The 21,513-nt window shown below is 71.4% G+C and carries 21 protein-coding genes, 1 tRNA gene and 1 riboswitch; of the genes, 13 read left to right on the forward strand and 9 right to left on the reverse strand.

Going from position 1 to position 21,513, the window contains the following annotated elements; translation table 11 throughout:
• Positions 1 to 7: 7 nt before the first annotated feature.
• Positions 8 to 244: a phosphopantetheine-binding protein gene (locus ACZ7DY_RS16840; RefSeq protein ID WP_471135680.1), complete on the reverse strand. Its 237-nt coding sequence runs from the start codon at positions 242 to 244 to the stop codon at positions 8 to 10.
• A 597-nt stretch (positions 245 to 841) separates the two neighbouring features.
• On the opposite strand from ACZ7DY_RS16840, the gene ACZ7DY_RS16845 reads away from it, so the two are divergent.
• On the forward strand, positions 842 to 2,680 hold the full coding sequence (locus ACZ7DY_RS16845; RefSeq protein ID WP_471135683.1) for a RiPP maturation radical SAM C-methyltransferase: 1,839 nt from the start codon (positions 842 to 844) through the stop codon (positions 2,678 to 2,680).
• Between the two features lie 107 nt (positions 2,681 to 2,787).
• Positions 2,788 to 4,002, forward strand: coding sequence for an MFS transporter (locus ACZ7DY_RS16850; RefSeq protein ID WP_471135686.1), 1,215 nt, complete (start codon positions 2,788 to 2,790; stop codon positions 4,000 to 4,002).
• Positions 4,003 to 4,023: 21 nt separating this feature from the next.
• Here the strand turns inward: ACZ7DY_RS16850 and ACZ7DY_RS16855 are convergent, their stop codons facing one another.
• Entirely contained in the window at positions 4,024 to 4,515 is a 492-nt protein-coding gene (locus tag ACZ7DY_RS16855; RefSeq protein ID WP_471135689.1) for a hypothetical protein, read from the reverse strand.
• A 127-nt stretch (positions 4,516 to 4,642) separates the two neighbouring features.
• Here ACZ7DY_RS16855 and ACZ7DY_RS16860 point away from each other — a divergent pair.
• A tRNA-Met gene (locus ACZ7DY_RS16860) sits at positions 4,643 to 4,716 on the forward strand.
• A 76-nt stretch (positions 4,717 to 4,792) separates the two neighbouring features.
• Here the strand turns inward: ACZ7DY_RS16860 and ACZ7DY_RS16865 are convergent.
• Positions 4,793 to 5,233 carry a DUF2000 family protein gene (locus ACZ7DY_RS16865; RefSeq protein WP_471135691.1) on the reverse strand — a complete coding sequence of 147 codons (441 nt, stop codon included), beginning with the start codon at positions 5,231 to 5,233 and terminating at the stop codon, positions 4,793 to 4,795.
• A gap of 49 nt (positions 5,234 to 5,282) precedes the next feature.
• On the opposite strand from ACZ7DY_RS16865, the gene ACZ7DY_RS16870 reads away from it, so the two are divergent.
• The gene (locus tag ACZ7DY_RS16870; protein WP_471135693.1) at positions 5,283 to 6,137 is read left to right on the forward strand and encodes a helix-turn-helix transcriptional regulator; all 855 of its coding nucleotides are present in this window, start codon (positions 5,283 to 5,285) and stop codon (positions 6,135 to 6,137) included.
• Positions 6,138 to 6,430: 293 nt separating this feature from the next.
• Positions 6,431 to 6,892 (forward strand): SPW repeat protein, encoded by a 462-nt coding sequence (locus tag ACZ7DY_RS16875; RefSeq protein WP_471135695.1) that lies wholly within the window; start codon positions 6,431 to 6,433, stop codon positions 6,890 to 6,892.
• 118 nt (positions 6,893 to 7,010) lie between these two features.
• Here ACZ7DY_RS16875 and ACZ7DY_RS16880 read toward each other — a convergent pair whose 3' ends face one another.
• Positions 7,011 to 7,889, reverse strand: a complete 879-nt coding sequence (locus tag ACZ7DY_RS16880) for a restriction endonuclease (protein ID WP_471135696.1) — start codon at positions 7,887 to 7,889, stop codon at positions 7,011 to 7,013.
• Between the two features lie 225 nt (positions 7,890 to 8,114).
• Between ACZ7DY_RS16880 and ACZ7DY_RS16885 the strand changes: the two genes are divergently transcribed.
• The gene (locus ACZ7DY_RS16885; protein WP_471135699.1) at positions 8,115 to 8,567 is read left to right on the forward strand and encodes an SRPBCC family protein; all 453 of its coding nucleotides are present in this window, start codon (positions 8,115 to 8,117) and stop codon (positions 8,565 to 8,567) included.
• A gap of 202 nt (positions 8,568 to 8,769) precedes the next feature.
• On the forward strand, positions 8,770 to 9,183 hold the full coding sequence (locus ACZ7DY_RS16890) for an SRPBCC family protein (protein ID WP_471135701.1): 414 nt from the start codon (positions 8,770 to 8,772) through the stop codon (positions 9,181 to 9,183).
• A 48-nt stretch (positions 9,184 to 9,231) separates the two neighbouring features.
• Here the strand turns inward: ACZ7DY_RS16890 and ACZ7DY_RS16895 are convergent, their stop codons facing one another.
• Both ACZ7DY_RS16895 and ACZ7DY_RS16900 read right to left on the reverse strand, forming a co-directional pair.
• Complete coding sequence (locus ACZ7DY_RS16895) at positions 9,232 to 10,212, reverse strand: TIGR03557 family F420-dependent LLM class oxidoreductase (RefSeq protein WP_471135704.1); 981 nt, start codon at positions 10,210 to 10,212, stop codon at positions 9,232 to 9,234.
• A gap of 206 nt (positions 10,213 to 10,418) precedes the next feature.
• The gene (locus tag ACZ7DY_RS16900; protein WP_471135707.1) at positions 10,419 to 11,156 is read right to left on the reverse strand and encodes a LysM peptidoglycan-binding domain-containing protein; all 738 of its coding nucleotides are present in this window, start codon (positions 11,154 to 11,156) and stop codon (positions 10,419 to 10,421) included.
• 4 nt (positions 11,157 to 11,160) lie between these two features.
• Positions 11,161 to 11,328, reverse strand: a riboswitch (cyclic di-AMP (ydaO/yuaA leader).
• A gap of 726 nt (positions 11,329 to 12,054) precedes the next feature.
• Between ACZ7DY_RS16900 and ACZ7DY_RS16905 the strand changes: the two genes are divergently transcribed.
• Positions 12,055 to 12,903, forward strand: coding sequence for a SigB/SigF/SigG family RNA polymerase sigma factor (locus ACZ7DY_RS16905; RefSeq protein ID WP_471135709.1), 849 nt, complete (start codon positions 12,055 to 12,057; stop codon positions 12,901 to 12,903).
• A 51-nt stretch (positions 12,904 to 12,954) separates the two neighbouring features.
• On the opposite strand, the gene ACZ7DY_RS16910 is transcribed toward ACZ7DY_RS16905, so the two are convergent.
• The gene (locus tag ACZ7DY_RS16910; protein ID WP_471135712.1) at positions 12,955 to 13,761 is read right to left on the reverse strand and encodes an SDR family oxidoreductase; all 807 of its coding nucleotides are present in this window, start codon (positions 13,759 to 13,761) and stop codon (positions 12,955 to 12,957) included.
• 63 nt (positions 13,762 to 13,824) lie between these two features.
• Here ACZ7DY_RS16910 and ACZ7DY_RS16915 point away from each other — a divergent pair, with 63 nt between their 5' ends.
• The 3 genes from ACZ7DY_RS16915 to ACZ7DY_RS16925 all read left to right on the forward strand — a co-directional run bounded on the left by ACZ7DY_RS16915 (position 13,825) and on the right by ACZ7DY_RS16925 (position 15,759).
• Complete coding sequence (locus ACZ7DY_RS16915; protein WP_471135715.1) at positions 13,825 to 14,616, forward strand: helix-turn-helix domain-containing protein; 792 nt, start codon at positions 13,825 to 13,827, stop codon at positions 14,614 to 14,616.
• Positions 14,617 to 14,704: 88 nt separating this feature from the next.
• On the forward strand, positions 14,705 to 14,968 hold the full coding sequence (locus ACZ7DY_RS16920; protein ID WP_471135717.1) for a GlsB/YeaQ/YmgE family stress response membrane protein: 264 nt from the start codon (positions 14,705 to 14,707) through the stop codon (positions 14,966 to 14,968).
• 128 nt (positions 14,969 to 15,096) lie between these two features.
• Complete coding sequence (locus ACZ7DY_RS16925; RefSeq protein ID WP_471135720.1) at positions 15,097 to 15,759, forward strand: DUF6629 family protein; 663 nt, start codon at positions 15,097 to 15,099, stop codon at positions 15,757 to 15,759.
• A 34-nt stretch (positions 15,760 to 15,793) separates the two neighbouring features.
• Here the strand turns inward: ACZ7DY_RS16925 and ACZ7DY_RS16930 are convergent, their stop codons facing one another.
• The gene (locus ACZ7DY_RS16930; protein ID WP_471135722.1) at positions 15,794 to 16,246 is read right to left on the reverse strand and encodes an Lrp/AsnC family transcriptional regulator; all 453 of its coding nucleotides are present in this window, start codon (positions 16,244 to 16,246) and stop codon (positions 15,794 to 15,796) included.
• Between the two features lie 110 nt (positions 16,247 to 16,356).
• Here ACZ7DY_RS16930 and ACZ7DY_RS16935 point away from each other — a divergent pair, with 110 nt between their 5' ends.
• Positions 16,357 to 16,974, forward strand: a complete 618-nt coding sequence (locus ACZ7DY_RS16935) for a LysE family translocator (RefSeq protein WP_471135724.1) — start codon at positions 16,357 to 16,359, stop codon at positions 16,972 to 16,974.
• Positions 16,975 to 17,068: 94 nt separating this feature from the next.
• A complete protein-coding gene (locus ACZ7DY_RS16940) occupies positions 17,069 to 17,566 on the forward strand; it encodes a PaaI family thioesterase (RefSeq protein ID WP_471135727.1) in 498 nt (165 codons plus the stop codon).
• 51 nt (positions 17,567 to 17,617) lie between these two features.
• Here ACZ7DY_RS16940 and ACZ7DY_RS16945 read toward each other — a convergent pair whose 3' ends face one another.
• Complete coding sequence (locus ACZ7DY_RS16945; protein WP_471135730.1) at positions 17,618 to 20,383, reverse strand: LuxR C-terminal-related transcriptional regulator; 2,766 nt, start codon at positions 20,381 to 20,383, stop codon at positions 17,618 to 17,620.
• Positions 20,384 to 21,513: the final 1,130 nt, after the last annotated feature.

The raw sequence follows: 21,513 nt of genomic DNA on the forward strand, positions 1-21,513 counted from the left end.
CGGGGGATCAGCCGGTGACGGAGTCCGAGTCGACGGCGTCGGCCTTGGAGCGGTCGATCATCGACGCGAGTTCACGGACGGTGGAATGCTCGAAGATGAGCGTGAGGGGGAACTCGGTGCCCCAGACGTCGCGCAGCTGATAGGTCACCAGCGTGGCCGTCATGGAGTGCCCGCCGACGGCGAAGAAATTGTCGTCGAGTCCGAAGTCCTCGTGCTTCAGTACCTCGGCCCAGACTTCCTTCACGCGGGTTTCCGTCGGTGTCGGCTCGTTGGTATCAGCGTTCAACACGAAGTTCTCCCCCATGAGTTGGCCCACTCGAACTCGGCGGCCATGTGTGACGGCCTGGCATCGAAGGCACATCGTACGTCACGAAGTCGAAACGCGTACGAACAGCGGTCGATTCCTGGTGGGTGCCAAGTCGAGCCCGCGAGGCGCGAGTTAACCGGGCCCTGTGAGGTGCGTTCGTGCCGGTGGTGCCCGGTGTGCGCGCGGGCGCGGTTGTGGTGCGCGGGCGTCCGGGAGGGTATGGGGGCGTCCCCCGCCCGGACCCGTGGCGCCGGTCCGCCGCCGTCAACTGCCCCGATGAATAGAGGGCTTGACCCCCCAGAGTCGCTGTGCTTAGCCTCAGGCAGGCATTCGGCTGCACGGGGGAAGGGTCACTTGATGGACAGGGTTTGGTTTTCCGGCATTTTGCCATCGCTCTGACCGGGTTCGACCCGGTGTGAAACGCCCGGCTCCCGGAGCGGTGCGGCGGCCTGCCGATTCTGGAGACTTCCGGCACCTCATGTGGAGCGTCCCTCTAGAGCCGCCCCCCTTCCGAGAGGTTTCCCTGTGCTTCGCGTGGCTTTCGTCAACATGCCTTTCGCCGACTGGAATCGGCCCTCGTTCGCCCTCAGTCAGCTCTCCGGCCTGATCGGCCAGGAGTACGCGGACCGGGTCACCGGCGAGGTGCACTACCTGAACGTCGATTTCACCAAATACTTCGGTGTCGGCCTCTACGAGGAGATATCCGGAGACATGACCCACCTGTACAGCGGGGTGGGGGAGTGGCTGTTCCGGCACATCGCGTTCCCCGACGAACCGGACAACTCCGAGACGTACTTCAGCCGTTACTACCGCGAACCCTCGGCGGCACCGTTCCGCGAGGACCTGGTGCGGCGCCGTGACGGCATCGAGGCGTTCCTGGAAGGCCTGATCGACCGCTACGACCTGGCGACCGCGGATGTCGTCGGTCTCACCTCGATGTTCGCCCAGACGGTGCCGGCCCTCGCGCTCGCCAAGATGATCAAGGACAGGAACCCCGAGGCGGTGATCCTCCTCGGCGGCTCGAACTGCGAGACCTCGATGGGCGCCGTCCTCGCCGGTGAGATCCCCTACCTGGACTACGTGTTCTCCGGCCCCAGCCTGGTGAGCTTCTCGGAGTTCCTCGACCACACGCTGGCCGGCACGACCGAGCAGATCTCCTCGATCAAGGGCGTCATCAGCCGCGACAACTGCATGCGCCCGCAGGTCCGGCTGAGCGTCGGCAAGGACCGGGACATCAACGACTACGTGCCGCTCGACTACGACGACTTCGCGGTCGCCATGCGCGAGGCGGAGGAGGTCGTGGCGGACGGCACGCTCGAACCCACCCTGTTCTTCGAGACCTCGCGCGGCTGCTGGTGGGGCGCGCGCAGCCACTGCACGTTCTGCGGCCTGAACGACGAGACCATCGGGTTCAGGCAGATGGACCCCGACCTCGCGGTCCGGCAGTTCGACTGGCTCTTCGGCTTCCACCCGCAGTTCAAGAACTACATGTGCACCGACTACATCCTGCCGAAGAACTACCCCGCCGAGGTCTTCCCGCGGGTGAACGCCCCCGACGACGCCTCCATCTTCTACGAGATCAAGCTCCCGATGAGCGTCTCCAAGGTGAAGGCCCTCGCGGACGCCCGGGTCAACCGCGTCCAGGCAGGCGTCGAAGCCGTCAACAGCGAGATGCTCAAGCTGCTGGGCAAGGGCACCACCGCCTTCCAGAGCCTGCAGTTCATGAAGCTCTGCCTCCAGTACGGCATCCACCCGGAATGGAACCTCCTGGTCGGCGCGCCCCAGGAGCCGGAGGAGATGTACGCCAAGTACGAGCGGGACTTCCCGACCCTGGCGCACCTCACGCCGCCGACCGGCGCCTTCTTCATCCGCTTCGACCGGTTCAGCCCCTACTTCAACGAGCGCCTGAAGTACGGCCTCGACCTGCGCCCGATGGACTTCTATCCGCTGGTCTTCCCCTTCGAGCCGCAGCAGCTCGACCAGCTCGCCTACTTCTTCACCGACCACGGCGCCGCGCCCTACGCGCTGCCCGCGCTCAAGTGGTACCCCACCCTCCAGCGCGTGGTGAGCGAGTGGCAGACCCAGTGGGGCGGCGACGAGCGGCCCCGCCTGGAACTGGTGCGGGACGGCGACGCGTACGACATCGTGGACACCAGGTTCGGTGCGGAGCGGCGGATACCCGTCGACGGGCCCACGCTCGCCCTGCTCCGGACGCTGAACGCGCCACGACGGCCGGACCAGTTGACCGCCACGGACGACCTGTCGCAGGAGAAGATCACCGAGACCCTGGAACTGTTCCAGAGCCACCGGATCCTGTTCGAGGAGGACGGGCGGCTGCTCAGCCTGGTCACGGGCGTCGACGCCGAGGGCTAGAACAGGTCCACGCGGCACCACGTTGGCACGGCGACAAGGCGAGGTTGATGGAAGCGAGCAGTACGGGCGGTCCCGAGAGTGCCCGCGAGAAAGAGGCTCCATCCGCCGTGCCGCAGGATACGGAGGCCTGGCCGCACTTCGGCAGGCTCTGGCTGGCGAGTGCCGTCTCCGCCCTGGGCGACGGGGTGCGCAACTCCGCGCTCCCCCTGCTCGCCTTCTCCTTCACAGACAACGCCGTCCTTCTGTCGCTGACCACCATCGTCACCGCGCTCGGCATGATGATGGCGCCGCTCGGCGGGGTCTGGGCGGACCTGTTCAACCGCCGGGCCCTGCTGATCGCGATCGACCTGTGCCGGTTCGTCGTCGTCACCGTGATCGCCGTCGGTGTGCTGACCGACACCCTCGGCCTCGTCTTCGTCTACATCGCAGCGGCGGTCCTCGGCATGGGGGAGTCGGTCTTCCTCGTCACGGCCCAGGCCTTTCTGCCCAAGGTCGTCACCCCTGACCGGCTGACGACGGCCAACGGCCGCCTGCACGCCGTCCAGGTGGTCCTGCGCGACAGCATCGGGCAGCCCCTGGGCGGCGTCCTGTTCGCGTTCGCCGCGGCGGCCCCGTTCATCCTCGACGGCGCCTCGTTCCTGCTCGGGGTCATGCTGCTGCTGTTCCCGGTGATGCGGACGGTCCGTACGGAGTCGACGGGGCCACGGACCAGCTGGTGGCAGATGATCCGCGAAGGGATGCGCTACCTCCGCGCCGACCAGCTGCTGATCCGCCTCGCCGTGGTCCTCGGCGTCCTGAACTTCTTCACCATGAGCCTCGGCGTGCTGATGGTCCTCTACGTCGTGGACTGGCTGGACCTGCCGGAGGGCGCGTACGGCTTCTTCCTCGCCGCCAACGCGATCGGCGGTGTCATCGGGGGGCTCTGCAGCGACCTGGTGCGACGGAAGATGGGGGTGCTGCACGGCGCGGTGGCGGCCCTCGCCCTGATGGGGGTGGCGTGCCTGCTGCTCGGCGGGACCCGGATGCCGGCCGTCGCCGCGGTCTCGTTCGGCGCGGTCGGCTTCGCCATCGCCACCTGGCAGACACTCATCACCGCGTTCCGGCAGGCCACCATTCCGATCGACATCCTGGGCCGGGTGAACGGCGTCTTCCGGCTCCTTTCGGTGTGCATCTCGCCCTTCGGCGCCATCACGGCCGGTGTGGTCGCCGAGTACACGGAGATCAACGTCCCGATCCTCGTCTCCGGCGTCGGCATCCTCGCCCTCACGGCGATCAGCGGGAGATCCCTGCTGCGGATGGGCGCCGCTCAGCCCGGCCAGTAGGACGGGTCGGCGAAGAGGCCCTCAACTGCCGGGGGTCTCGGGCGGACAGTCGTGGCGGTGGGGCTGGGGGCCGGCCACGTCGAGGATGGGGTCTTCTCCTTCCGGGATCTCGAAGACGAAGACGACGCCGGAGGAGGTGGCCTGGATGGCGCACTGGCCGTCGAAGGTCAGGGGCGTGTACGGCTGCCAGGCGCACCCGGCGCGGCCGAGAGCTTCGATCACCTCGGCGTACTTCGGATGGCCGGGGAACGACCGCTTCCCCATCGGCCCCGCGGGGAGTTCCACGGTGTCCCGCCAGGTCTGGAGGCAGATCAGGATGACCTTCTGGCAGCGGCAGACGCTCAGCTCGAGGTCGTCGTAGGCGAACAGACGCGGCCAGGACCGACGCTCCCCGACGAGCACCTCGAAGGGCTCGCCGAGCGTTTCGGTGACCGTGCCCCAGGCGGCGCCGTTCGTGACCGGACCCAGCTGCCCCGACCGGGCGAAGTCCGCCAGGACGTCGAGTAGTTCCATGGGGTGTGAGCCTGCCATCCGCGGCGATGGACTGTCGAACGGCTTCGGGCGAGAGCCGGGAACCCGCACCCCGCTTCCCCGAGTGGTCTCCGGCGCCGCCGTGATGGCGTACTGTTGGGTTCACCGACGCGGGGTGGAGCAGCTCGGTAGCTCGCTGGGCTCATAACCCAGAGGTCGCAGGTTCAAATCCTGTCCCCGCTACTGCGTGTGGAGGGTCCGGATCCGAGTGGATCCGGGCCCTCTCCTCGTTTTGCGCGCGGCCCCCGGGGGCGTCGGCTCAGGGGTGCATGCGCGCGCCCTTGAGCACCTTGTCGACCGCGTTGCGCGGACCGTGGACGGCCACCCCGACCAGGTCGAGCCGGTCACCCGGCACGGCCCCGACCGCGGCCCGGTTGTCGCGGTCGTTGCCGGTCGCGAAGAGGTCGGAGGTGAAGACCGCCCGCGGCAGACCGCGGCCGACCGCCCGGCCGTGCGCCGCCGTCACCACCTCCTTCGTCCCCTCGAAGACCATCACCGGCTGGCGGAACATCGGCAGGTACGGGGTGCCGTCGGCGTCGGCGTACGGCTCGCCGATCACCTCGGGGAGCTGCGTACCGAGGCCGCTGACCAGGAAGGCGGTGACGTTCAGCCGCTGCCAGGTCGCCAGGTCCTCCCGCAGCACCACCGCGATCTTGGTGTCGAAACGGACGGGCGCGCTCTGTGTGGTCTCTGTCGTCATGCCCCCAGGCTGCCGATCACCTCATCGGCGCGTCTTGTACGTTCTTTGCATGCCGTCCCCGCAGGTGGTCTCCGCGTGGCGCCCGCAGGTCCCGGGCGTCGTGGAGGTCTTCCACGCGCACTTCACCGAGCACGCGTACCCCATGCACGTCCACGACGTGTGGACGCTGCTGATCGTCGACGACGGCGCCGTCCGCTACGACTTGGACCGCCGCGAGCGCGGCACACCGCGCGACACCGTGTCGCTGCTGCCGCCGCAGGTCCCGCACAACGGCTCACCGGCCACCGCGCACGGCTTCCGCAAGCGGGTGCTGTACCTGGACGGGCCGCTGCTCGACGAGAGCCTCATCGGCCCGGCGGTGGACGACCCCGACATCGCCGATCCGCTGCTGCGCCGGCGCATCGGGCAACTGCACACGGCCCTCGCGCGGCGCGGCGACGAGCTGGAGGCCGAGAGCCGCCTGGCCCTGGTCGGTGAGCGGCTCCGCCGACATCTGCGGCCCCGGTTCGTCACCGGCGGCCCGGCACCGGGCCGCACGGTCGCGGACAGCCTGCGGGAACTCCTCGACGAACGGCTGCTGAGCGGTGTGACGCTGGGGGAGGCGGCCACGCAGGTGCACGCCCACCCGGCCCACCTGGTGCGGGCCTTCAGCGCGGCCTTCGGCATCGCCCCGCACCAGTACCTGATGGCCCGCAGGGTCGAGCGGGCCCGGCGCCTGCTCCTCGACGGCAGCCCGCCCGCACAGGTCGCGACCGCGGTCGGCTTCTACGACCAGGCACACCTGACCCGGCACTTCAAACGGATCGTGGGCATTCCCCCCGGCCGCTACGCGGGCAAGTGCGCCCGCAGGGCCCCGGGAAGCCCGGCGGGCGACAAAAGGGTCGCCATACGACAAGACGGGTGATGGCGGGTATTCTCAGGAGTAGGTGGGAGCCGACGCCGCAGCGGGCTCCTACGAGCAACTCCATCTCAAGACCCGTCGCTTCGAACAGACGACGCGTGCCCTCCCGGTCGGGCCGGGCCATCTGCGCCCGGCCCGCCCCGGACACCCGGCAGCCACTCCTCTGCTGCCACCACTTCGAGTCCTGGTTCGGCCGCGCGACGCGTGACGTCGGTGCTCGCGGCCCTGTCCGCACCCCGAGAACCACCCAGCTGGAGGTGGACGCAGTGTCAACGTCTCCCATGACCCCGTCCTCGATGGAAACGCACCCGGACATCGCCGACATACGCGCCCGCCACGAGAGCGCCGAGCGCGCGGCGAGCTCGCCGAAAGTGCAGGCCATCGACACGCTGGCCTTCCTCACGGGTATGTACCTGGCCGCCTCGCCCTGGATCGCGGGGTTCGACGGCCTGACGCGGTTGACGGTCACCAACCTGATCGTCGGCATCGCCTACGCCCTGCTCATGAGCGGTGGCTTCGGCCGCGCCTACGACCGCACGCACAGCATGGCGTGGGCCGCCTGCGCACTGGGCGTCTGGACGATCGTCGCCCCGTGGGTGGTGGCGGGTGACGTCAGCACCACGAGGACCGTGGTCAGCAACGTCATCACCGGCTGCGTCATGCTGCTGCTCGCCCTGGCCGCCAGCGCGGCCGCCAAGCAGGGTGAGCTCGGCGGCGGCCGTGCCAAGCGGGGCATGTACCGGGCAGGTCCCCGCTGACCGGCCGGACAGGAACGGGCACCACGGCGCTGCGGCGCCGTGGTGCCCGCTGTCGCGCGGCGTCCCCTGACCTCGCGGGCCACGGCGCGTCGGCGTACTGCACGAGCCCCGCGGCGGGTCAGCCTTCGGCGAGCACCAGCTCCCAGGGGCTCGGCCCGGCGCCGTCGCACCAGGCCCGCAGATCCTCGCCGTTGACGCAGACTATGCCGCACTGTTCGGCGTATTCGAGGGCGGGAGCGGTGAAGTCACTGGTCGTGACGAGCGCCGCCACCTCGGCCTCGTGGACGGTGAAGCACGTGCCGCCGAAGCGCTGCAGGTCCTGTGAGCCGACCTTGTTGTCCGCCCCGTAACGCTTGCACTGGATGACGACGCGGCGCCCGTCGGGGGCGACCGCGAGGACGTCCGCGCCCAAGTCGCAGGCGCCGCCCACCACTTCCACCTCCTGGCACCGGTCGCGTGCGCACAGATCGGCTATGGCCTGCTCGAAGGCGTCGGCGTCGAGTTCGGTGTAGTCGAGCGGGGCGTCGAGCACGACCGTCGCCTCCTCACCGTCCGCCACGAGGGTGCCCGGCACCTCCTGGGCGGGGTCGGCGACGAGGCCCCACTCCTGTGCCGGCACCGTCGGCACGGCCTCCGGGCCGCGCGGGTCCGGTGTGCCGGCGGGCGTGGCGGGCACCCCCGCGTAGGCCGCCGGGGCGTCCAGGCTCTCCGACGCCCGCTCGGCCGCCTCCTCGAGCACCTCGGCGGCACGCCGCGCGTACCGCGCCGCGGAGAACCTGCGCCACCTGGACCGGCAGAGGAAGGCGGCCGCGAGACCCACGGCGGCCAGGGAGCCGACCCACAGCGGACGGGCCTCGGCCACATGGGCCGCGGCGCGCACCAGGAACGCCGTGCCGCACAGGGCGATGGCGGCGAGAACGAAGAACAGGGCGGTGGCGCGCAGATCGAAGCGCCGCTCACGGTCCGCGCGACGGACCGGGCGCGAGGGTACGGACATGCCACTCCCTACGGTGCACGACAACGAAGATCACTCGTCCCCGGATGCCCAAGATCGACATGGCTAAATCGACGTGGCTCAAAGGAGCGGGGGCGCCGGGGCCGGATCGTGCGGGGCGGGAGTGAAAGCGGGACCTCCGGGCACTCGCGGTGGAGTACAGCAGTGCACTGCCCGGCCCTCCCCACGGAGGAGGGGCGGGCGAGTTCACGAGGAAAGGTGTCATCCGTGTCGCAAGTCGAAGAGTCCATCGAAGTCAACGTCCCGGTCAGCACGGCGTACAACCAATGGACCCAGTTCGAGACGTTCCCCGAGTTCATGGAAGGGGTGCAGCGGATCGAACAGCGCACCGACACGCTCACCCACTGGGTCACCAAGATCGACGGTGTGGAGCGGGAGTTCGACGCCGCGATCACCGAGCAGATTCCGGACGAGCGCGTGGCGTGGACCACGGTGGAGGGCCAGGCCAAGCAGGCCGGCGTCGTCACCTTCCACCGCCTGGACGCCGCGCGCACCAAGGTCATGCTGCAGATGGAGTACGACCCCGACGGCCTCGCCGAGACCGTCGGCGACAAGCTCGGCTTCGTCAAGCGGCAGGTCACCGGCGACCTGAAGCGCTTCAAGAAGTACATCGAGGAGCGCGGCGGCGTGGAGACCGGCGCCTGGCGCGGTGAGGTCTGACCCCCACGGGAGACAGGCACGCCAGGCATGGCGAAGGCCCGGACCGCCCGGTCCGGGCCTTCCCCGCGCTCGCACCCCCGCCCTCCGGCGCGTGGTGGCGCGAACGGGTGGATTCGGCACGGCACGGCTTCCCGTCCACCGCACCGGGCATGCGTTGTCTCGTATCCCCGCTGTCTCCGCCACACCGAGGAAGGGTGCCCCGATGACCGAGTACGAACGTTCCCGCACGATGCCCGCGCTGCCCGAGCACGTCTGGGATCAGGCCTCAGACGTCGGCCAGATGGACGCCTGGCTCCCGCAGGACCTGCACGTGAACGCCGGGGAACCGCCCGCGGTCACCGTCCACGAGGACCGCACCGACCAGGACGTGTCCGCCCTGCTGCGCGCCCGGCCCGAGCAGATGAGGCTCGAATGGGGCACCCGCGAGCAGGGCGGTTACACGGGCTGGCTGCAGGTCGCCGGCATGGACAGCGGGACCAGCGAGGTGACGGTGCACCTGTCGTTCTTCGAGGAGGGGCACGACCCGGGGGAGCAGGCCGTGCACACCGCGCTCGACAGCAGCCTGCGTCGGCTGGAGGACCAGGTGCGGCTGCGCGTCGACAACGCCGCCGGCTGACCGGGCGGCCGGGTCGGCCCGGCCGCCCGGTCAGGTCCTGCCGCCGTGTCAGGCCTGCCCGCCGCCGGGCCGCAGCTGCCGCATGCGCCCGTCGAGTTCACTCCGGTAGAAGTCGATGAAGCCGTCCGGGTCCGGCCCGGCGTTCTGCATGACCAGCCTGTCGTGGCCGGCGTCCACGAACTTCTGCGCCACCTCGACGAAGCGGGCGGGGTCCGTGCCGCAGGCGAACTTCTCCAGGATGTCCTCCTCGCGCACGGTCGCGGTCGCGGCGTCGAAGTTGACCGGGTTGGGCAGCTCGCTCATGACCTTCCACCCGGTCAGCGCCCACCGCGACGTCTCGAGGGCGGCCTTGGCGCCGGTGTGCTCGTCGGGTGCCCACGCCATCGGCACCTCCGCGTAACACGGGCCGTCGCCGCCGGCGGCACGGTACTGCTCGACGATCTCGGGCTTGTCCTCCGTGACGAACAAACCGTCGCCCAGCTCCGCGGCGAGCCGCGTCGACGCCTTGCCGCTGGCGGCCACCGCGATCAGGGGCAGCTGCTCGGGCAGGTCGAACACCCGGGCGTCCGACAGCCGCAGGTGCTTGCCCTCATAGGAGCGGTAGCCGCCCTTCCACAGCAGCCGGATGATCTCCAGGGCTTCCTTGAACATCTCGTGCCGGGTGGAGACGGCATCCGGGAAGCCGACCCCGGTGACGTGCTCGTTGAGCCGCTCGCCCGACCCGAGGCCGAGCACGAAGCGGCCCTCCGACAGCAGGGCCAGGGTGGCGGCGGCCTGAGCGATGATCGCCGGGTGATAGCGCACCGTCGGGCAGGTCACGCCGGTAGCGAGCCCGATCCGTTCGGTCTTGGCCGCGATGCTGCCGAGCACCGTCCAGGCGAACGGGGAATGTCCCTGATTGTCGAGCCAGGGGTGGTAGTGGTCGCTGATCTCGACGAAGTCGAAGCCCGCCTCTTCCGCGAGTACCGCCTGCCGTACGAGTTCCGCCGGGCCGAACGCCTCGGCGGCCAGCTTGTAGCCGATCTCCATGTGCTCCTCGTCTCCTCGCGCGTCGGCGTCGTTTCGTCCGCACAGAGGTACCCGCCGACATTCGGGCATAACGCCCACCGACGTCCCCATTCTTTTCACCCGCCCGTTTCCCCCGCACGTCGAACGGGTCGGCGGCCCGGAACGAGGACACGCCGCGAGCCCCGGACACGGGTGCCGGGGCTCGCGGTGATCGAGGGGGGTGCGGTCTAGTACGGGCCGTTGACGTTGTCGATCGAGCCGTAGCGGTCGGCCGCGTAGTTGCAGGCGGCGGTGATGTTGGCGACCGGGTCGAAGCTGTCCATCGCCGTGCCAGCCACGTGGTACGCGGAGAACGTGGGGCCGATGACCTGGAGCAGTCCCTTGGACGGGGTGCCGGCGACCGCGTTGGAGTCCCAGTTGTTGATGGCCAGGGGGTTGCCGGAGGACTCGCGCATGATGTTGCGGTGGATGCCCTCGTAGGTGCCGGGGATGCCCTGCTGAGCCATGATGTCGAGCGACTCCTTGATCCAGCCGTCGAGGTCGTTCGTGTAGGACTTCGGGGCCGGGGCGACGGCGGGCTCGGCGGCGGCCGTGTCGCGCTCGGACCGGTCCGCCCGCTCGGTGGATGCCTCGGAGGCGTCCTGGCCCTCCTTGCCCAGGGTGAGCTCGATGCCCGGGCGTATCAGCGCCGGGTTGTCACCGAGGGCGCCGCGGTTGTCCTGGTACAGCCTCTTCCAGCCGCCGCTGAGGTGGTGCTCCTGCGCGATCTTGGCGAGGGAGTCGCCGGAGACCACGACGTACGTGTTCGGGGCGGCGGCGGGCCGGGCGGCCACTGCGGGCTGCGCGGCGGCCGTGGTGGCACCGAGCACGGGGAGCACGAGCACGGCCCCGCCCGCTCCTGTGGCGGCGATGCCCCGGCCGAGCGAGCTGGACTTGGGGCGGCGGTGCTTACCCTTTGCAGGCATGACGAATTCCTCTCCGTCGCCTACGAGGTGAGCTGTCGGGTTCGGACTGGAGGTGTCCGGTCGTAACGGGCGTACGACTTAACCCCGAGCCGGCCCGGGATTCCGGGTCGGCGGCTTACCTGGGTCCCCCGCTCCTGCCGTGCGTAAGTGAGTGGGTGGGCGAGTTTCCGGACAGCGGCAGGATTCGGCGTTCCATCCGGATTGACGGTGACGTTAAGCGAGAAAGCCCGGGGGGAACAAGGCGGGAATTCGATCGGTGAATGCGTCCGGCGCTTTCCTGGCGTCCGGCTGTCCTCCGCATCCGTAGATCAAAATGACTCAACTCTCCATGCGCAGAAGGAAGTGCTCTCGGCGGATCCAAAGGCTCTCCGCTGCCGCCCCTGTGACTCATTTCACGGAATGAGGGGAGGGGCTGAGGTGCGATACCCGGGGGCGGACCGCGTTATACCGGTCAATCGGCATTAAATCGGGCACATGCGCTTCGGTGTGAAGGGTGCGTTTCAGTCAAAACGGGCACGAGGCCTTCGTTCCTGAAAACCCAGAACCCTTTATCCCGTCAGAATTCTCCACCCCGTCAGATTCTTCACCGCTTCACCGCGGGAGTGAATATCGGCGTGTGCCGGAGACGTGCCTTATCGCGCCGCCGATCGCAACACCGTTGCGGGCAAGCGGTATTACGAGAGAGGCCTCCTCGGCAGGTTTGCGGACCGCCGTCCGACGCGCTCTCAACTCTTGGCCGCAACAGGCGGGTTTGGCTCCGCTGATCTCGGACAGGCGGTACTTCGACGTGCTTGGGCAGACAGGCACATTCACGGGAGCGGTGCCGACCCGGCCGCCTCGAGGTGTGTCTCGTCGCGCTCCCGTGCTGCCGATACCAGCAGTTCGACGGGAGGCACACATGCTGAGCGAGACAGGGCAGACGCACCGAGTGGCAGACACCCGGACCGGGCGGGACACCCCGGACACGACCGCCGACTTCGAGCGCCTGGCCGTCCTGCCTGCCGGCCCCGAGCGGCAGCGGCTGGTGGAGCACATCGTGGAGGCATGGCTCCCGGTGGCCCACCGTCTGGCGGGCAAGTTCCGTGACCGGGGCGAGCCCCTGGACGACCTGGAGCAGGTCGCGGCCCTCGGTCTGGTCAAGGCCGTCGACCGCTACGACCCGGCGCAGGGCCCGTTCCTCCCGTACGCGCTGCCCACCATCGTCGGAGAGGTCAAGCGGCACTTCCGCGACCACGCCTGGAGCGTCCATGTGCCCCGGCGTGTGCAGGAGTTGCGCAACCGGGTGCGCCGCAGCGCCCGGGAGCTCTCGCTCGCCAACGGAGGGCGGTTCCCGACGGTGGCTCAGATCGCTGAGCACGCGCGGATGAGCGAGGAGGACGTACTCACCGGGATGGAGGCCATGGACAGCTTCCGGCCGGTCTCCCTGGACGCCCAGTTGAGCCCCCACAGCCCGGAGGGCGAATCCGCCGCGCTGGGAGACGTCCTCGGTGAGGACGAGCCCCGCTTCGACGTCGTCGTCGCGCGGGAAGCGGTCAAGCCCTGCCTGGCCCGGCTTCCCGAGCGCGAGCGCCGCATCCTGAACCTGCGCTTCTTCCACGACATGTCGCAGGCGCGGATCGGCGAGGAACTCGGCATCTCCCAGATGCACGTGTCGCGCCTGCTCGCCCGCGCATGCCGCCGCGTTCGGGTCCAGGTCGACGGCAACTCCCCCCGGAGGAACGGGCGTACCGCGGCGATCGCGGCCTGAACGGCAGGCGGTGCGCGGCGATCCGGGACGCCGCGCACCACTCCGTGCCTGTTACGCCCGAGCCGCCAGGTGGCGCCAGTCGCTCCACGTGTCGAGCCGCTTCTGATAGGCCGCCTCGACCACCGGATAGGGGTAGGTGCCGAGGAAGAGCCGCAGGGGCGGCGCGTCGCCGTCCACGAGTTCGAGGATGACGGGGGCGGTGGTTCGCGCGTCCTGGGGCGCGCGCGCCGACGCGCCGGCCCGGCGCGCGGCACGGACGGGTTCGTAGGCGGGAAGCGGTTCGGTGTGCACCGCGGAGGCGCCCGACCAGTCGGTGCCGTACGGGCCGGGTTCGACCAGGGTCACGTGGATGCCGAACCCGGCCACCTCCTGGGCCAGGGCCTCGCTCATCCCCTCCAGGGCCCACTTCGAGGCGTTGTACAGCCCGAGCGTGGGGAAGGCGGCGAGGCCGCCGAGGCTGGAGACCTGCAGGATGTGCCCGCTGCCCTGGGCCCGCAGATACGGCAGGGCCGCCTGCGTCACCCACAGCGGGCCGAACAGGTTGGTGTCGAGCTGGGCGCGAGCCTGCTCCTCGGTGGTCTCCTCGACCATGCCGAACAGGCCGTAGCCCGCGTTGTTGACGACTACGTCCAGGCGGCCGAAGGTCTCGGCGGCCCGCCGCACCGCGGCGGTCGCGGCGGTGCGGTCGGTCACGTCGAGGCGGAGCGGGAGCACGGCGTCCCCGTGGGTGTCCACGAGGGACCGCAGGGTCTCGGGATTGCGTGCGGTGGCGGCGACGCGGTCGCCGCGGTCGAGAGCGGCCTCGGCCCAGATGCGGCCGAAGCCGCGGGACGCGCCGGTGATGAACCATGTCTTCATGGCGTCGAGCCTGCGCCGTTCGCACCCCGGCAGCCAGCACCCCCACAGGGTTACCCTCGCACCATGGCGGCCGAGAATCTTCTGGGAGACTTCCTCAAGGCCCGGCGTGGACGGGTCGCTCCGGCGGACGTGGCGGTGCCCGCCGGCGGACGTCGCCGGGTGGCCGGACTGCGCCGGGAGGAACTGGCCCGGCTCGCCGGAATCAGCGAGCCCTACCTGGTCCGGCTGGAACAGGGCATCGACCGGCACCCCTCCTCCCAGGTGCTGCACTCCCTCGCACGGGCGCTGGAGTTGGACGCCGACGCCGCCGCCCACCTGCACGCCCTCGCCCGTTCCGCCCCCGCCCCTGTGCCGCCGTCGCGGACCGAGGTCTCCGAGGAGGTGCACCGGCTGCTCGACGCATGGGCGGACCGTCCCGCGTACGTGCGCGACCGGAGCTTCGACGTGCTGGCGGCGAACAAGCGGGCCCGCGCGCTCGCCCCGATGTACGAGCCCGGGCGCAACCTCGCCCGGTCGGTGTTCCTCGACCCGGCGTCCCGCCGGCTCTTCCCCGACTGGGCGGAGGTGGCAGCGCAGACCGCGGCCGCCCTGCGCGCCGAAGCCGATCCACGCGACCCCAGGACCGTCCGCCTGGTCGCCGAGCTGGAGACGGACGAGGAGTTCCGCCGCATGTGGCTGCGGCACGAGACCCGGCCCGCCCGCGACGAACTCAAGCGCTTCGCGCACCCGGTCGTCGGCGACCTCGCCCTGCGCAGGCAGGCGCTCACCGTCGGCGGCGCCGAGCACCAAGTGATCATCGTGTACCAGGCGACGGCAGGGAGCCCGTCCGAGGCGGCCCTGGCACGTCTTCTGTGAGTGCGACGCGGCAGGACTGTCCCGGCGAGGCCGGGGCACCTGACACATCGACAGTCTTGTAGAGGAGTTGCAGAGAGAGGCGCTCGACATGGAGATCTCAGGGATCATCACCGCGATCGTGATCGGCATCGTGATCGGCATTCTGGGCCGGCTCGTCCTGCCGGGCCGTCAGCGGATCGGTGTGCTGTGGACCATCCTGGTCGGCATCCTCGCCGCCCTCGTCGGTACGGCCATCGCGGGCGCCCTCGACGTCGCGGACACCAAGGGCATCGACTGGATCGAACTGGCCATCCAGATCGGGCTCGCCGCGGTCGGCGTCGCGGGCGTGGAACGCCTCAAGGGCCGTCGCTGAGCCCGCAGTTCTCCTGATCGCGCCCGGACCACGGAGAGGCCGCGTCCCGCCTCGCGGACGCGGCCGGGCGTACCCCCGAACGAGCCGCCGGCGCGCTCCCGCGCGCGAGTCGCCGTAGCGTTGCCGTCATGTGCTGGAGTGCAACGGCCGACCTCGTCGCGGGTACGGGCATCGCGGCCGTGGGGGTCGCCTCGATGGCCTCCGCGGCCCGGCGCCCCCGCGATCTGCCGCTGGCCGCCCTCCCGCTCCTCCTGGGCGTCCACCAGATCATCGAGGCCGCGGTCTGGCACCACGACGGGGGCTCCGGGCCCGCCACGGTCGCCTGGGCCGTCGTCGCGCTCCCGCTGCTCGCGCTGTGGGTACCGCTGGCCGTGCTGTGCGCCGCGTCGCCGGATGCCCGTCGCCGGCTGCTCGTCCCCCTGGCGGCGGGGGCCGCGACGGCCGCGGCGCTCGCCTGGGCGCTGGCGACGCGGACCGTGACGGCCGAGATCCGCGGGCACACCGTCGGATACGCGCTGGGGCTGCCCCAGGCGGAACTGGTCGTCGTCGGCTACCTGTTCGCCACCATCGGTTCGCTGCTCCTCTCGGGCGACCGGGGCCTCGTCCTCTTCGGAGTCCTGGTCGCGGCCGGCGCCGCGGTGACCTTCGCGCTGTGGCGGCAGGAGTACATCTCCACGTGGTGCGCGTTCGCCGCGGTGAGCTCGGTGGTCCTGCTGCTCTGGGTCAGGCGGCGCCGCCTCCTCCTCGTACCGCAGCCGGCACATCGGCGGGAGGACCACGCCTCGTCCTAGAGGTAGGCGTTCGGCCCGGTTCCCGGTCCCTCGGCTATCCGGGCAGCGGGCGGTCGTCGACGACGTTCTTCATGACGAGGGTGGACGTGAGGCGTTGCACCCCGGGCAGCCGGGCGAGCTGCTGGTCGTAGAGCTGCTGAAAGGCCGACAGGTCGGCGGTGGCGACCCGCAGGAGATAGTCCGGTTCGCCGAAGAGCCGCTGGGCCTTGAGCACATGCGGGATGGCGGCCACGGCCTCCTCGAAGGCGGTCACGGTGTCGGAGTCCTCCCAGCGCAGCGTGGCGAAGACGATGGCCTCGAAGTCCAGGCCCACGGCCCTCGGGTCGACGACGGCGCGGTAGCCGCGGATCGCGCCCGCGCGCTCCAGATCGCGCAGCCGGCGGTGGCAGGGGGAGACGCTCAGCCGCACGCGGGCGGCGAGCTCCGTGACCGTCAGACGGCCGTCCTGTTGTAGCTCGGCAAGGATTTTCCGGTCCATGGCGTCCATGGAGAAGATCTTCCCTCATGATCCGCGGATGTGGGGTAAATGAGGGAACACTTTTGGCCCACTTCGTCCTAGCCTTCCTCGCGTAAGGGAACGTGAGTAAGGAGCGGTTGATGGACACGGCCACGCTGGCGGCATTCCTGGTGGTAGACCTGCTGCTGGTGTTCACCCCGGGTGCGGACTGGGCGTATGCGATCTCGGCGGGCCTACGGGAACGCACGGTCGTCCCCGCGGTCACCGGGCTCATAGCCGGCCACGCGGCGTACGCGCTCCTGGCGGTCGCGGGTCTCGCGGTGCTCGTGGCGAGCTCCCCGGCGGTGCTCACCGTGCTGACCGCCGCGGGCGCGGGCTACCTGCTGTGGCTGGGCTGGAACGTCCTGAGGCAGCCGGCCGAGGTCGCGGCCGACGAGCGGTCGGCCGGCACCTCGCACCTCCAGGTCATGCTCAAGGGGGTGGGGATCAGCGGCCTGAACCCCAAGGCGCTGCTGCTGTACTTCTCGCTGTTCCCGCAGTTCCTCCACCCCGCGACGGGGTGGCCCGTCGCCGCGCAGACCGGGCTGCTCAGCCTCATCCACCTGAGCGCCTGCGCGGTGGTCTACCTCGGGGTCGGCGTCCTGGCCCGCACCGTCCTGAAGGCCCGTCCTTCGGCGGCCCGTGCCGTCACCCGGGTCTCCGGTGTCATGATGATCGCGATCGGCGCCTTCCTGCTCGCCGAGAGCCTGATGAGCTGAGGCGGCCGGGCCACCCGCGCGGCCCGTGACGCGTGACGCGGGATCTGTGACGCGTGGCTCGTGACGCGGGATCCGTGACCACGAAGGAGAGCATGTGTCCGAGCAGACGCAGTCCCAGCAGGCCGGCCCCGAGGTACAGGCACGGATCCGGGAAAGCTTCGACCGGCAGGGACTGATGAGCCACCTCGGGGCGCGGATCACGCGGATAGAACCGGGCCGCGTGCACATCGTGCTCGCCGCCCGGCCCGAGGTCACTCAGCAGCACGGTTACGTCCACGCCGGCGCGACCAGCACGATCGCGGACAGCGCCGGCGGGTACGCGGCCCTCACGCTGTTCCCGGCGGACAGCGACGTCCTCACCGTCGAGTACAAGATCAACCTGCTCGCCCCCGCGGTCGGCGACCACATCGAGGCGATCGGCACCGTCCTGAAGGCCGGCCGCACCCTCACGGTCTGCCGACTGGAGGCGTACGGGGTGTGGAACGGCGGGGAGCGGAACGGCGGGGAGCGCAAGCTCATCGCCAACGGTCAGCAGACCCTCATCCGTGTCGACAGGTCGACAGGCCCGAGCAGTGACCGCCCGGAGACGTGACCTGCGCAGTGATCACGTCGAGGCGGGGGCCGACGGCCGTCGCCGAGAGCGTCAGCCGGAGAACTGCCGCTCGGCTCCCGGCCCGTCGTCGGCCCGGCCGGCCAGGGCGATGTCGGTCCTGGACGTCACGTTCAACTTCCGCATCACGCGCGCCACATGGTGCTCGACGGTGCGGGTCGACAGGACCAGGCTCTCGGCGATCTCGCGGTTCGCAAGACCTTGGACGACGAGCCGGGCCACTTCCTGCTCGCGCGGGGAGAGCTGGTCGCCGTAGCCGAGACGGCCGCGCCGGTGGGTGGTGACGATGTCGTGGCGGCGCAGCAGACGTTGGCAGCGGGCCACGTCCCAGCGTGCGTCCAGTTCCCGGTAGGCCTCGACGACGTCCCGGATGACGCCGGCCGCCGCTTCGCCGTGCAGGTCGAGCAGACAGCGCCCGCGGGCCTCCGCCGCCCGGGCGGCGTCGAAGGGGCGGCCGAGCTCACGCCACTGCGCCTCCGCGTCGCCCAGCAGGGTGACGGCCTCGTCGGGCCGGGCATCGGCCTCGGCGAGCAGAGCCCGGCACACGGTCAGCGCGGCGCGCGCGGCGGGTGCGTCCCGGCGCTCGGTGCCCGCGGCGAAGTCGGCGACGAGGCGCCGGGCCCGGCCGGTCTGCCCGCTGCCGTGCAGGGCCTCGACGGCGGTCGGGGCCACCTCGCCCGCCCACACCCAGCCGCCGGTGCGCTCCAGGCGGTGCAGGGCTTCCTCCACCGCCTCGCACGCCTGGCCGGGGCGCCCCGCCTCCAGGTGGACGCGGGCGGTGGCGGAGGCGGAGGCGGTGAGGATGACGCCGGTGTCGTAGCGGGTGACGCGGGCGGCCTCCGCCAGGTCTCGGCGGGCCCGGGGGACGTCGCCGAGCACGTGCAGCGCCGTCAGGCCGCGGATCAGCATGGCCTCGGCGGTGAGGTCGGGGATCTCCTCGTAGTGCCGGGTGGTGCGGTCCGCGGCGGCGTGCAGCCCCTGCCAGCGGCCCTCGTGCCAGGAGAGCACCAGGTCCGCCGTCCTGGTGAGCCCCTCCAGGTACGGGCTACTGGTCTCGGCGAGGCCGTGGGCCGCGCGTTCGAGGAACTCCCGGGCCCGCACGTCGTACCCGAGGGCGGTGGCGGCGTGAGCCAGGTTGGTCCACCCGCGTGCGTGGTGCGCGGCCGCCATGGCGGTGGCGGCGGGGCCGCGCAGCGCCTCGGCGGCCGCCCAGGCCCGGGGGTCGCCGAGGAGCATCAGCGCGGTGGCGCGGTTGGCGGTGATGGCGGCCCGGGCGCCCGGGTCCGTGACCTGGCCGGCGAGCGTCTCGGCCCGTTCGAGCCAGTGCAGATGGCGGTCGACGGGCCAGCCCTTGATGGACGGAATGGCGGCGACCGCCATGGCGCGTGCGGCGGTCTGCGGGTCGGTGAGTTCCAGGTCGGGTATGGCACGGGCGACCTCGGTCAGGCTGTCCAGCGCCCCTCCGCTCTGGTTGCGGAGCACGACGCTCAGGTGCAGCCGGATCTCGCCGCGCAGTCGGGGCGGCGGGGCGTCCTCGTCGAGGACCCGCCGTACCGCGGCGACCACCTCCTCGCCGGCGCGGGCGAGTTGCGCGGTGCGGGCCAGCTTCGCGGCGGTGCGGACCCGGCCCTCGGCGCGCGGGTCCTCGGCGATGGCCCGCGTGTAGAAACGGGTGGCGGTGGAGTAGTCGCCGGCCGTGGCCGCGCGGTCGGCCGCCACGACGAGGCAGCGCACGCTCTCCCGCACGCGCCCGGCCGCCCGGTACAGCCGGGCGAGTTCCGCCGGCAGAGGCGGGCCGCCACCGCCCCGGCGCAGGGCCCGGGCGGCGCGCAGGCTCAGCCGGGCCAGGAGCGTGCCGGGCATCCGTGCCAGCGCGGCCCGGCGGTCCAGCGGGTTCCGGAAGGCCGGGCAGGGCCCGTCGGCCCGCAGCACCCCGTGGCGTACGCACGCGGCCACGGCCGCCTCGGCACACGCGGCCCCGACTCCGGCCACTTCGGCGAGCAGGGTGACGGGCACCGCCCGGTCGAGTACGGCCGCGGCCTCCACGACGCGCAGGGCGTCCTCGTCCAGCCGCGCGTATCGCAGGGCGAAATCACGGTGCACCTGCGGCGGTACGCCGACGTCCCGCACGGCGGCGACCATCGCGTCCGCCCCCGGTCGGCCACCGGCACCCGCGGCCCACGGGCTGCTCTTCCCACCGGTGCCCGCATCCTCGTGGCCGGCCCCGCGGCTGTCCTCGTCCTCCGGCGCGGGCGAAGGCCTGTCCCCGATGTCGCGGACGTTCCGCCGGTCGGCCGCCGTCCGTGGCGCCCTCGGCCCGGACCCCTCACGCACGCGCAGCAGTTCACCGGCGGACCGCAGCAACGCCTCGGCCACCTCCGGCAGCCCCGCGCTCAACTCATGCACCAGTACGACCAGGTCGTGCAACTCCTCCCCGTGCCGCGGCCGATGGGCGTACAGCCACTTGCGTACGTATTCCTCCGTCCCCTCGCACGTCCACGGCCGGACGCGGACCTCCTCGACCCGGGCCCGCGCCCGCAGCGGGACGCCGAAGAGCGGCAGTCCGGGCGCGGCATCCTCGGTGACGACCAGCCGCAGCCGGGGCGGCATCGCGCCCATCAGGTGGTGGAGCAGGGCGAGGGTGGCGGCATCGGCGCGGTGGACGTCCTCGACGACGAGTACGACGTCCCCGAGCGAGGCCAGCAGCGCCTCGACGGCCCGCGGCAGCAGCTCCCGCCAGGCGACGGGATCCCCGGCCGCGACGGGTGGCACCGGCAACCGGTCGGCCAACTCGGGCACGAGGATTCCCACGACCCCGGCGACCGGGGGCAGGGGCCGGTCGGGATGGTCGGCTTTGAAGGGCAGTTCGGCGAGTGCGTCGGCTAGGGGTGAGGGGAGGGGAGGGAGGAGGGGGGTCGGGTGGGGGTGCGGGGTCGGGGGAGTGTCCGGGGCCAGGCGCAGGTTCGCGGTGTCGGTGTCGGTGTCGGGGGCGAGGGGGGTGGCGGTGGGCGTTGCACGGTTCGGGTCGGGGCGCTGGGTCCGGGGAGCTGCGAGGTCTGCGTAGGACGTAGCTCCGGGTGGTGTGTCTGCGGGTTGGTCGACCTCAACTTCTGACCGTTGCTCGGTGTCCGGGGGCTCGGTGAGGCCGATGGTGGGCGGTGGGGGAGTCGTTACTTCCGCGGGCACGGTGTCCGGTGCGGTGGCGCCCGTCTCGGCGGGCAGCTCGGTCGTCGGTGCGGTGAGGTGCGCCTCGCGCAATGTGTTCGCGGGCTGGTCGACGCCCACTCCCGACCGTGGCCCCGTGGCCGCCGGCTCGGCCAGGCCGACGGTGGGCCACGCCGGAGTCGTCACCTCCGCGCCCGGTCCCGGCGTCGTCGCCGGCGCCCCCGCGCATACCCCCCGCAACTGCGTCCACCCCGCGAACTCCGCCTCCGCGAGTACCTGGTCCACCAGCCGGGACACGCCCGTCCCGGTCTCCCCCCGTACGACCGCGACGACCGGCCCGTCGCGCAATGCTTCCCGTAGCCGGCGGGCCTCCTCGTCACGTCCGACGGGGCCGTTTCCGTCGGTCGTCACCGCGTCCCAGCCTCTGTCGAAGGAACGTCTGTCCACGGCTCCGCCTCTCACCTGCCGTCGCCCGGGGAAGGCCCTTCACTCGGCAGGTCCACCGCGTACCGGGGGCCTGCCGGGTCTTCTCGCCGGAGCACGGCGTTCGTTGAACGGTGGTCTACTCGTCCCGCGGCCGAAGTCGCAATAGGGGTCCGCCACCTACGGAATGCCTGCGCCCCGCGTCAGGCCGCCTCCCCGGACCGCCCGCCGACCCGAATCCCGTGCCGGGCACGAGCCATCACACCCCCCGCTCCCCACTCTTTGGGTAGCGCTACGGATTGCTGGGCCGCTCCGGCGTGGCCGATGCTCTGGCCCGTCCG

This window comes from Streptomyces sp. NPDC037013 (assembly GCF_055607265.1).

Excerpts from the sequence above, each read along its gene's own strand:
- ACZ7DY_RS16855 (WP_471135689.1), bottom strand. The coding sequence starts at position 4,515 with ATGGAACTACTCGACGTCCTGGCGGACTTCGCCCGGTCGGGGCAGCTG.
- ACZ7DY_RS16865 (WP_471135691.1), bottom strand. The coding sequence starts at position 5,233 with ATGACGACAGAGACCACACAGAGCGCGCCCGTCCGTTTCGACACCAAG.
- ACZ7DY_RS16870 (WP_471135693.1), top strand. The coding sequence starts at position 5,283 with ATGCCGTCCCCGCAGGTGGTCTCCGCGTGGCGCCCGCAGGTCCCGGGC.
- ACZ7DY_RS16875 (WP_471135695.1), top strand. The coding sequence starts at position 6,431 with ATGGAAACGCACCCGGACATCGCCGACATACGCGCCCGCCACGAGAGC.
- ACZ7DY_RS16880 (WP_471135696.1), bottom strand. The coding sequence starts at position 7,889 with ATGTCCGTACCCTCGCGCCCGGTCCGTCGCGCGGACCGTGAGCGGCGC.
- ACZ7DY_RS16890 (WP_471135701.1), top strand. The coding sequence starts at position 8,770 with ATGACCGAGTACGAACGTTCCCGCACGATGCCCGCGCTGCCCGAGCAC.
- ACZ7DY_RS16895 (WP_471135704.1), bottom strand. The coding sequence starts at position 10,212 with ATGGAGATCGGCTACAAGCTGGCCGCCGAGGCGTTCGGCCCGGCGGAA.
- ACZ7DY_RS16900 (WP_471135707.1), bottom strand. The coding sequence starts at position 11,156 with ATGCCTGCAAAGGGTAAGCACCGCCGCCCCAAGTCCAGCTCGCTCGGC.
- ACZ7DY_RS16905 (WP_471135709.1), top strand. The coding sequence starts at position 12,055 with ATGCTGAGCGAGACAGGGCAGACGCACCGAGTGGCAGACACCCGGACC.
- ACZ7DY_RS16910 (WP_471135712.1), bottom strand. The coding sequence starts at position 13,761 with ATGAAGACATGGTTCATCACCGGCGCGTCCCGCGGCTTCGGCCGCATC.
- ACZ7DY_RS16915 (WP_471135715.1), top strand. The coding sequence starts at position 13,825 with ATGGCGGCCGAGAATCTTCTGGGAGACTTCCTCAAGGCCCGGCGTGGA.
- ACZ7DY_RS16920 (WP_471135717.1), top strand. The coding sequence starts at position 14,705 with ATGGAGATCTCAGGGATCATCACCGCGATCGTGATCGGCATCGTGATC.
- ACZ7DY_RS16925 (WP_471135720.1), top strand. The coding sequence starts at position 15,097 with ATGTGCTGGAGTGCAACGGCCGACCTCGTCGCGGGTACGGGCATCGCG.
- ACZ7DY_RS16930 (WP_471135722.1), bottom strand. The coding sequence starts at position 16,246 with ATGGACGCCATGGACCGGAAAATCCTTGCCGAGCTACAACAGGACGGC.
- ACZ7DY_RS16935 (WP_471135724.1), top strand. The coding sequence starts at position 16,357 with ATGGACACGGCCACGCTGGCGGCATTCCTGGTGGTAGACCTGCTGCTG.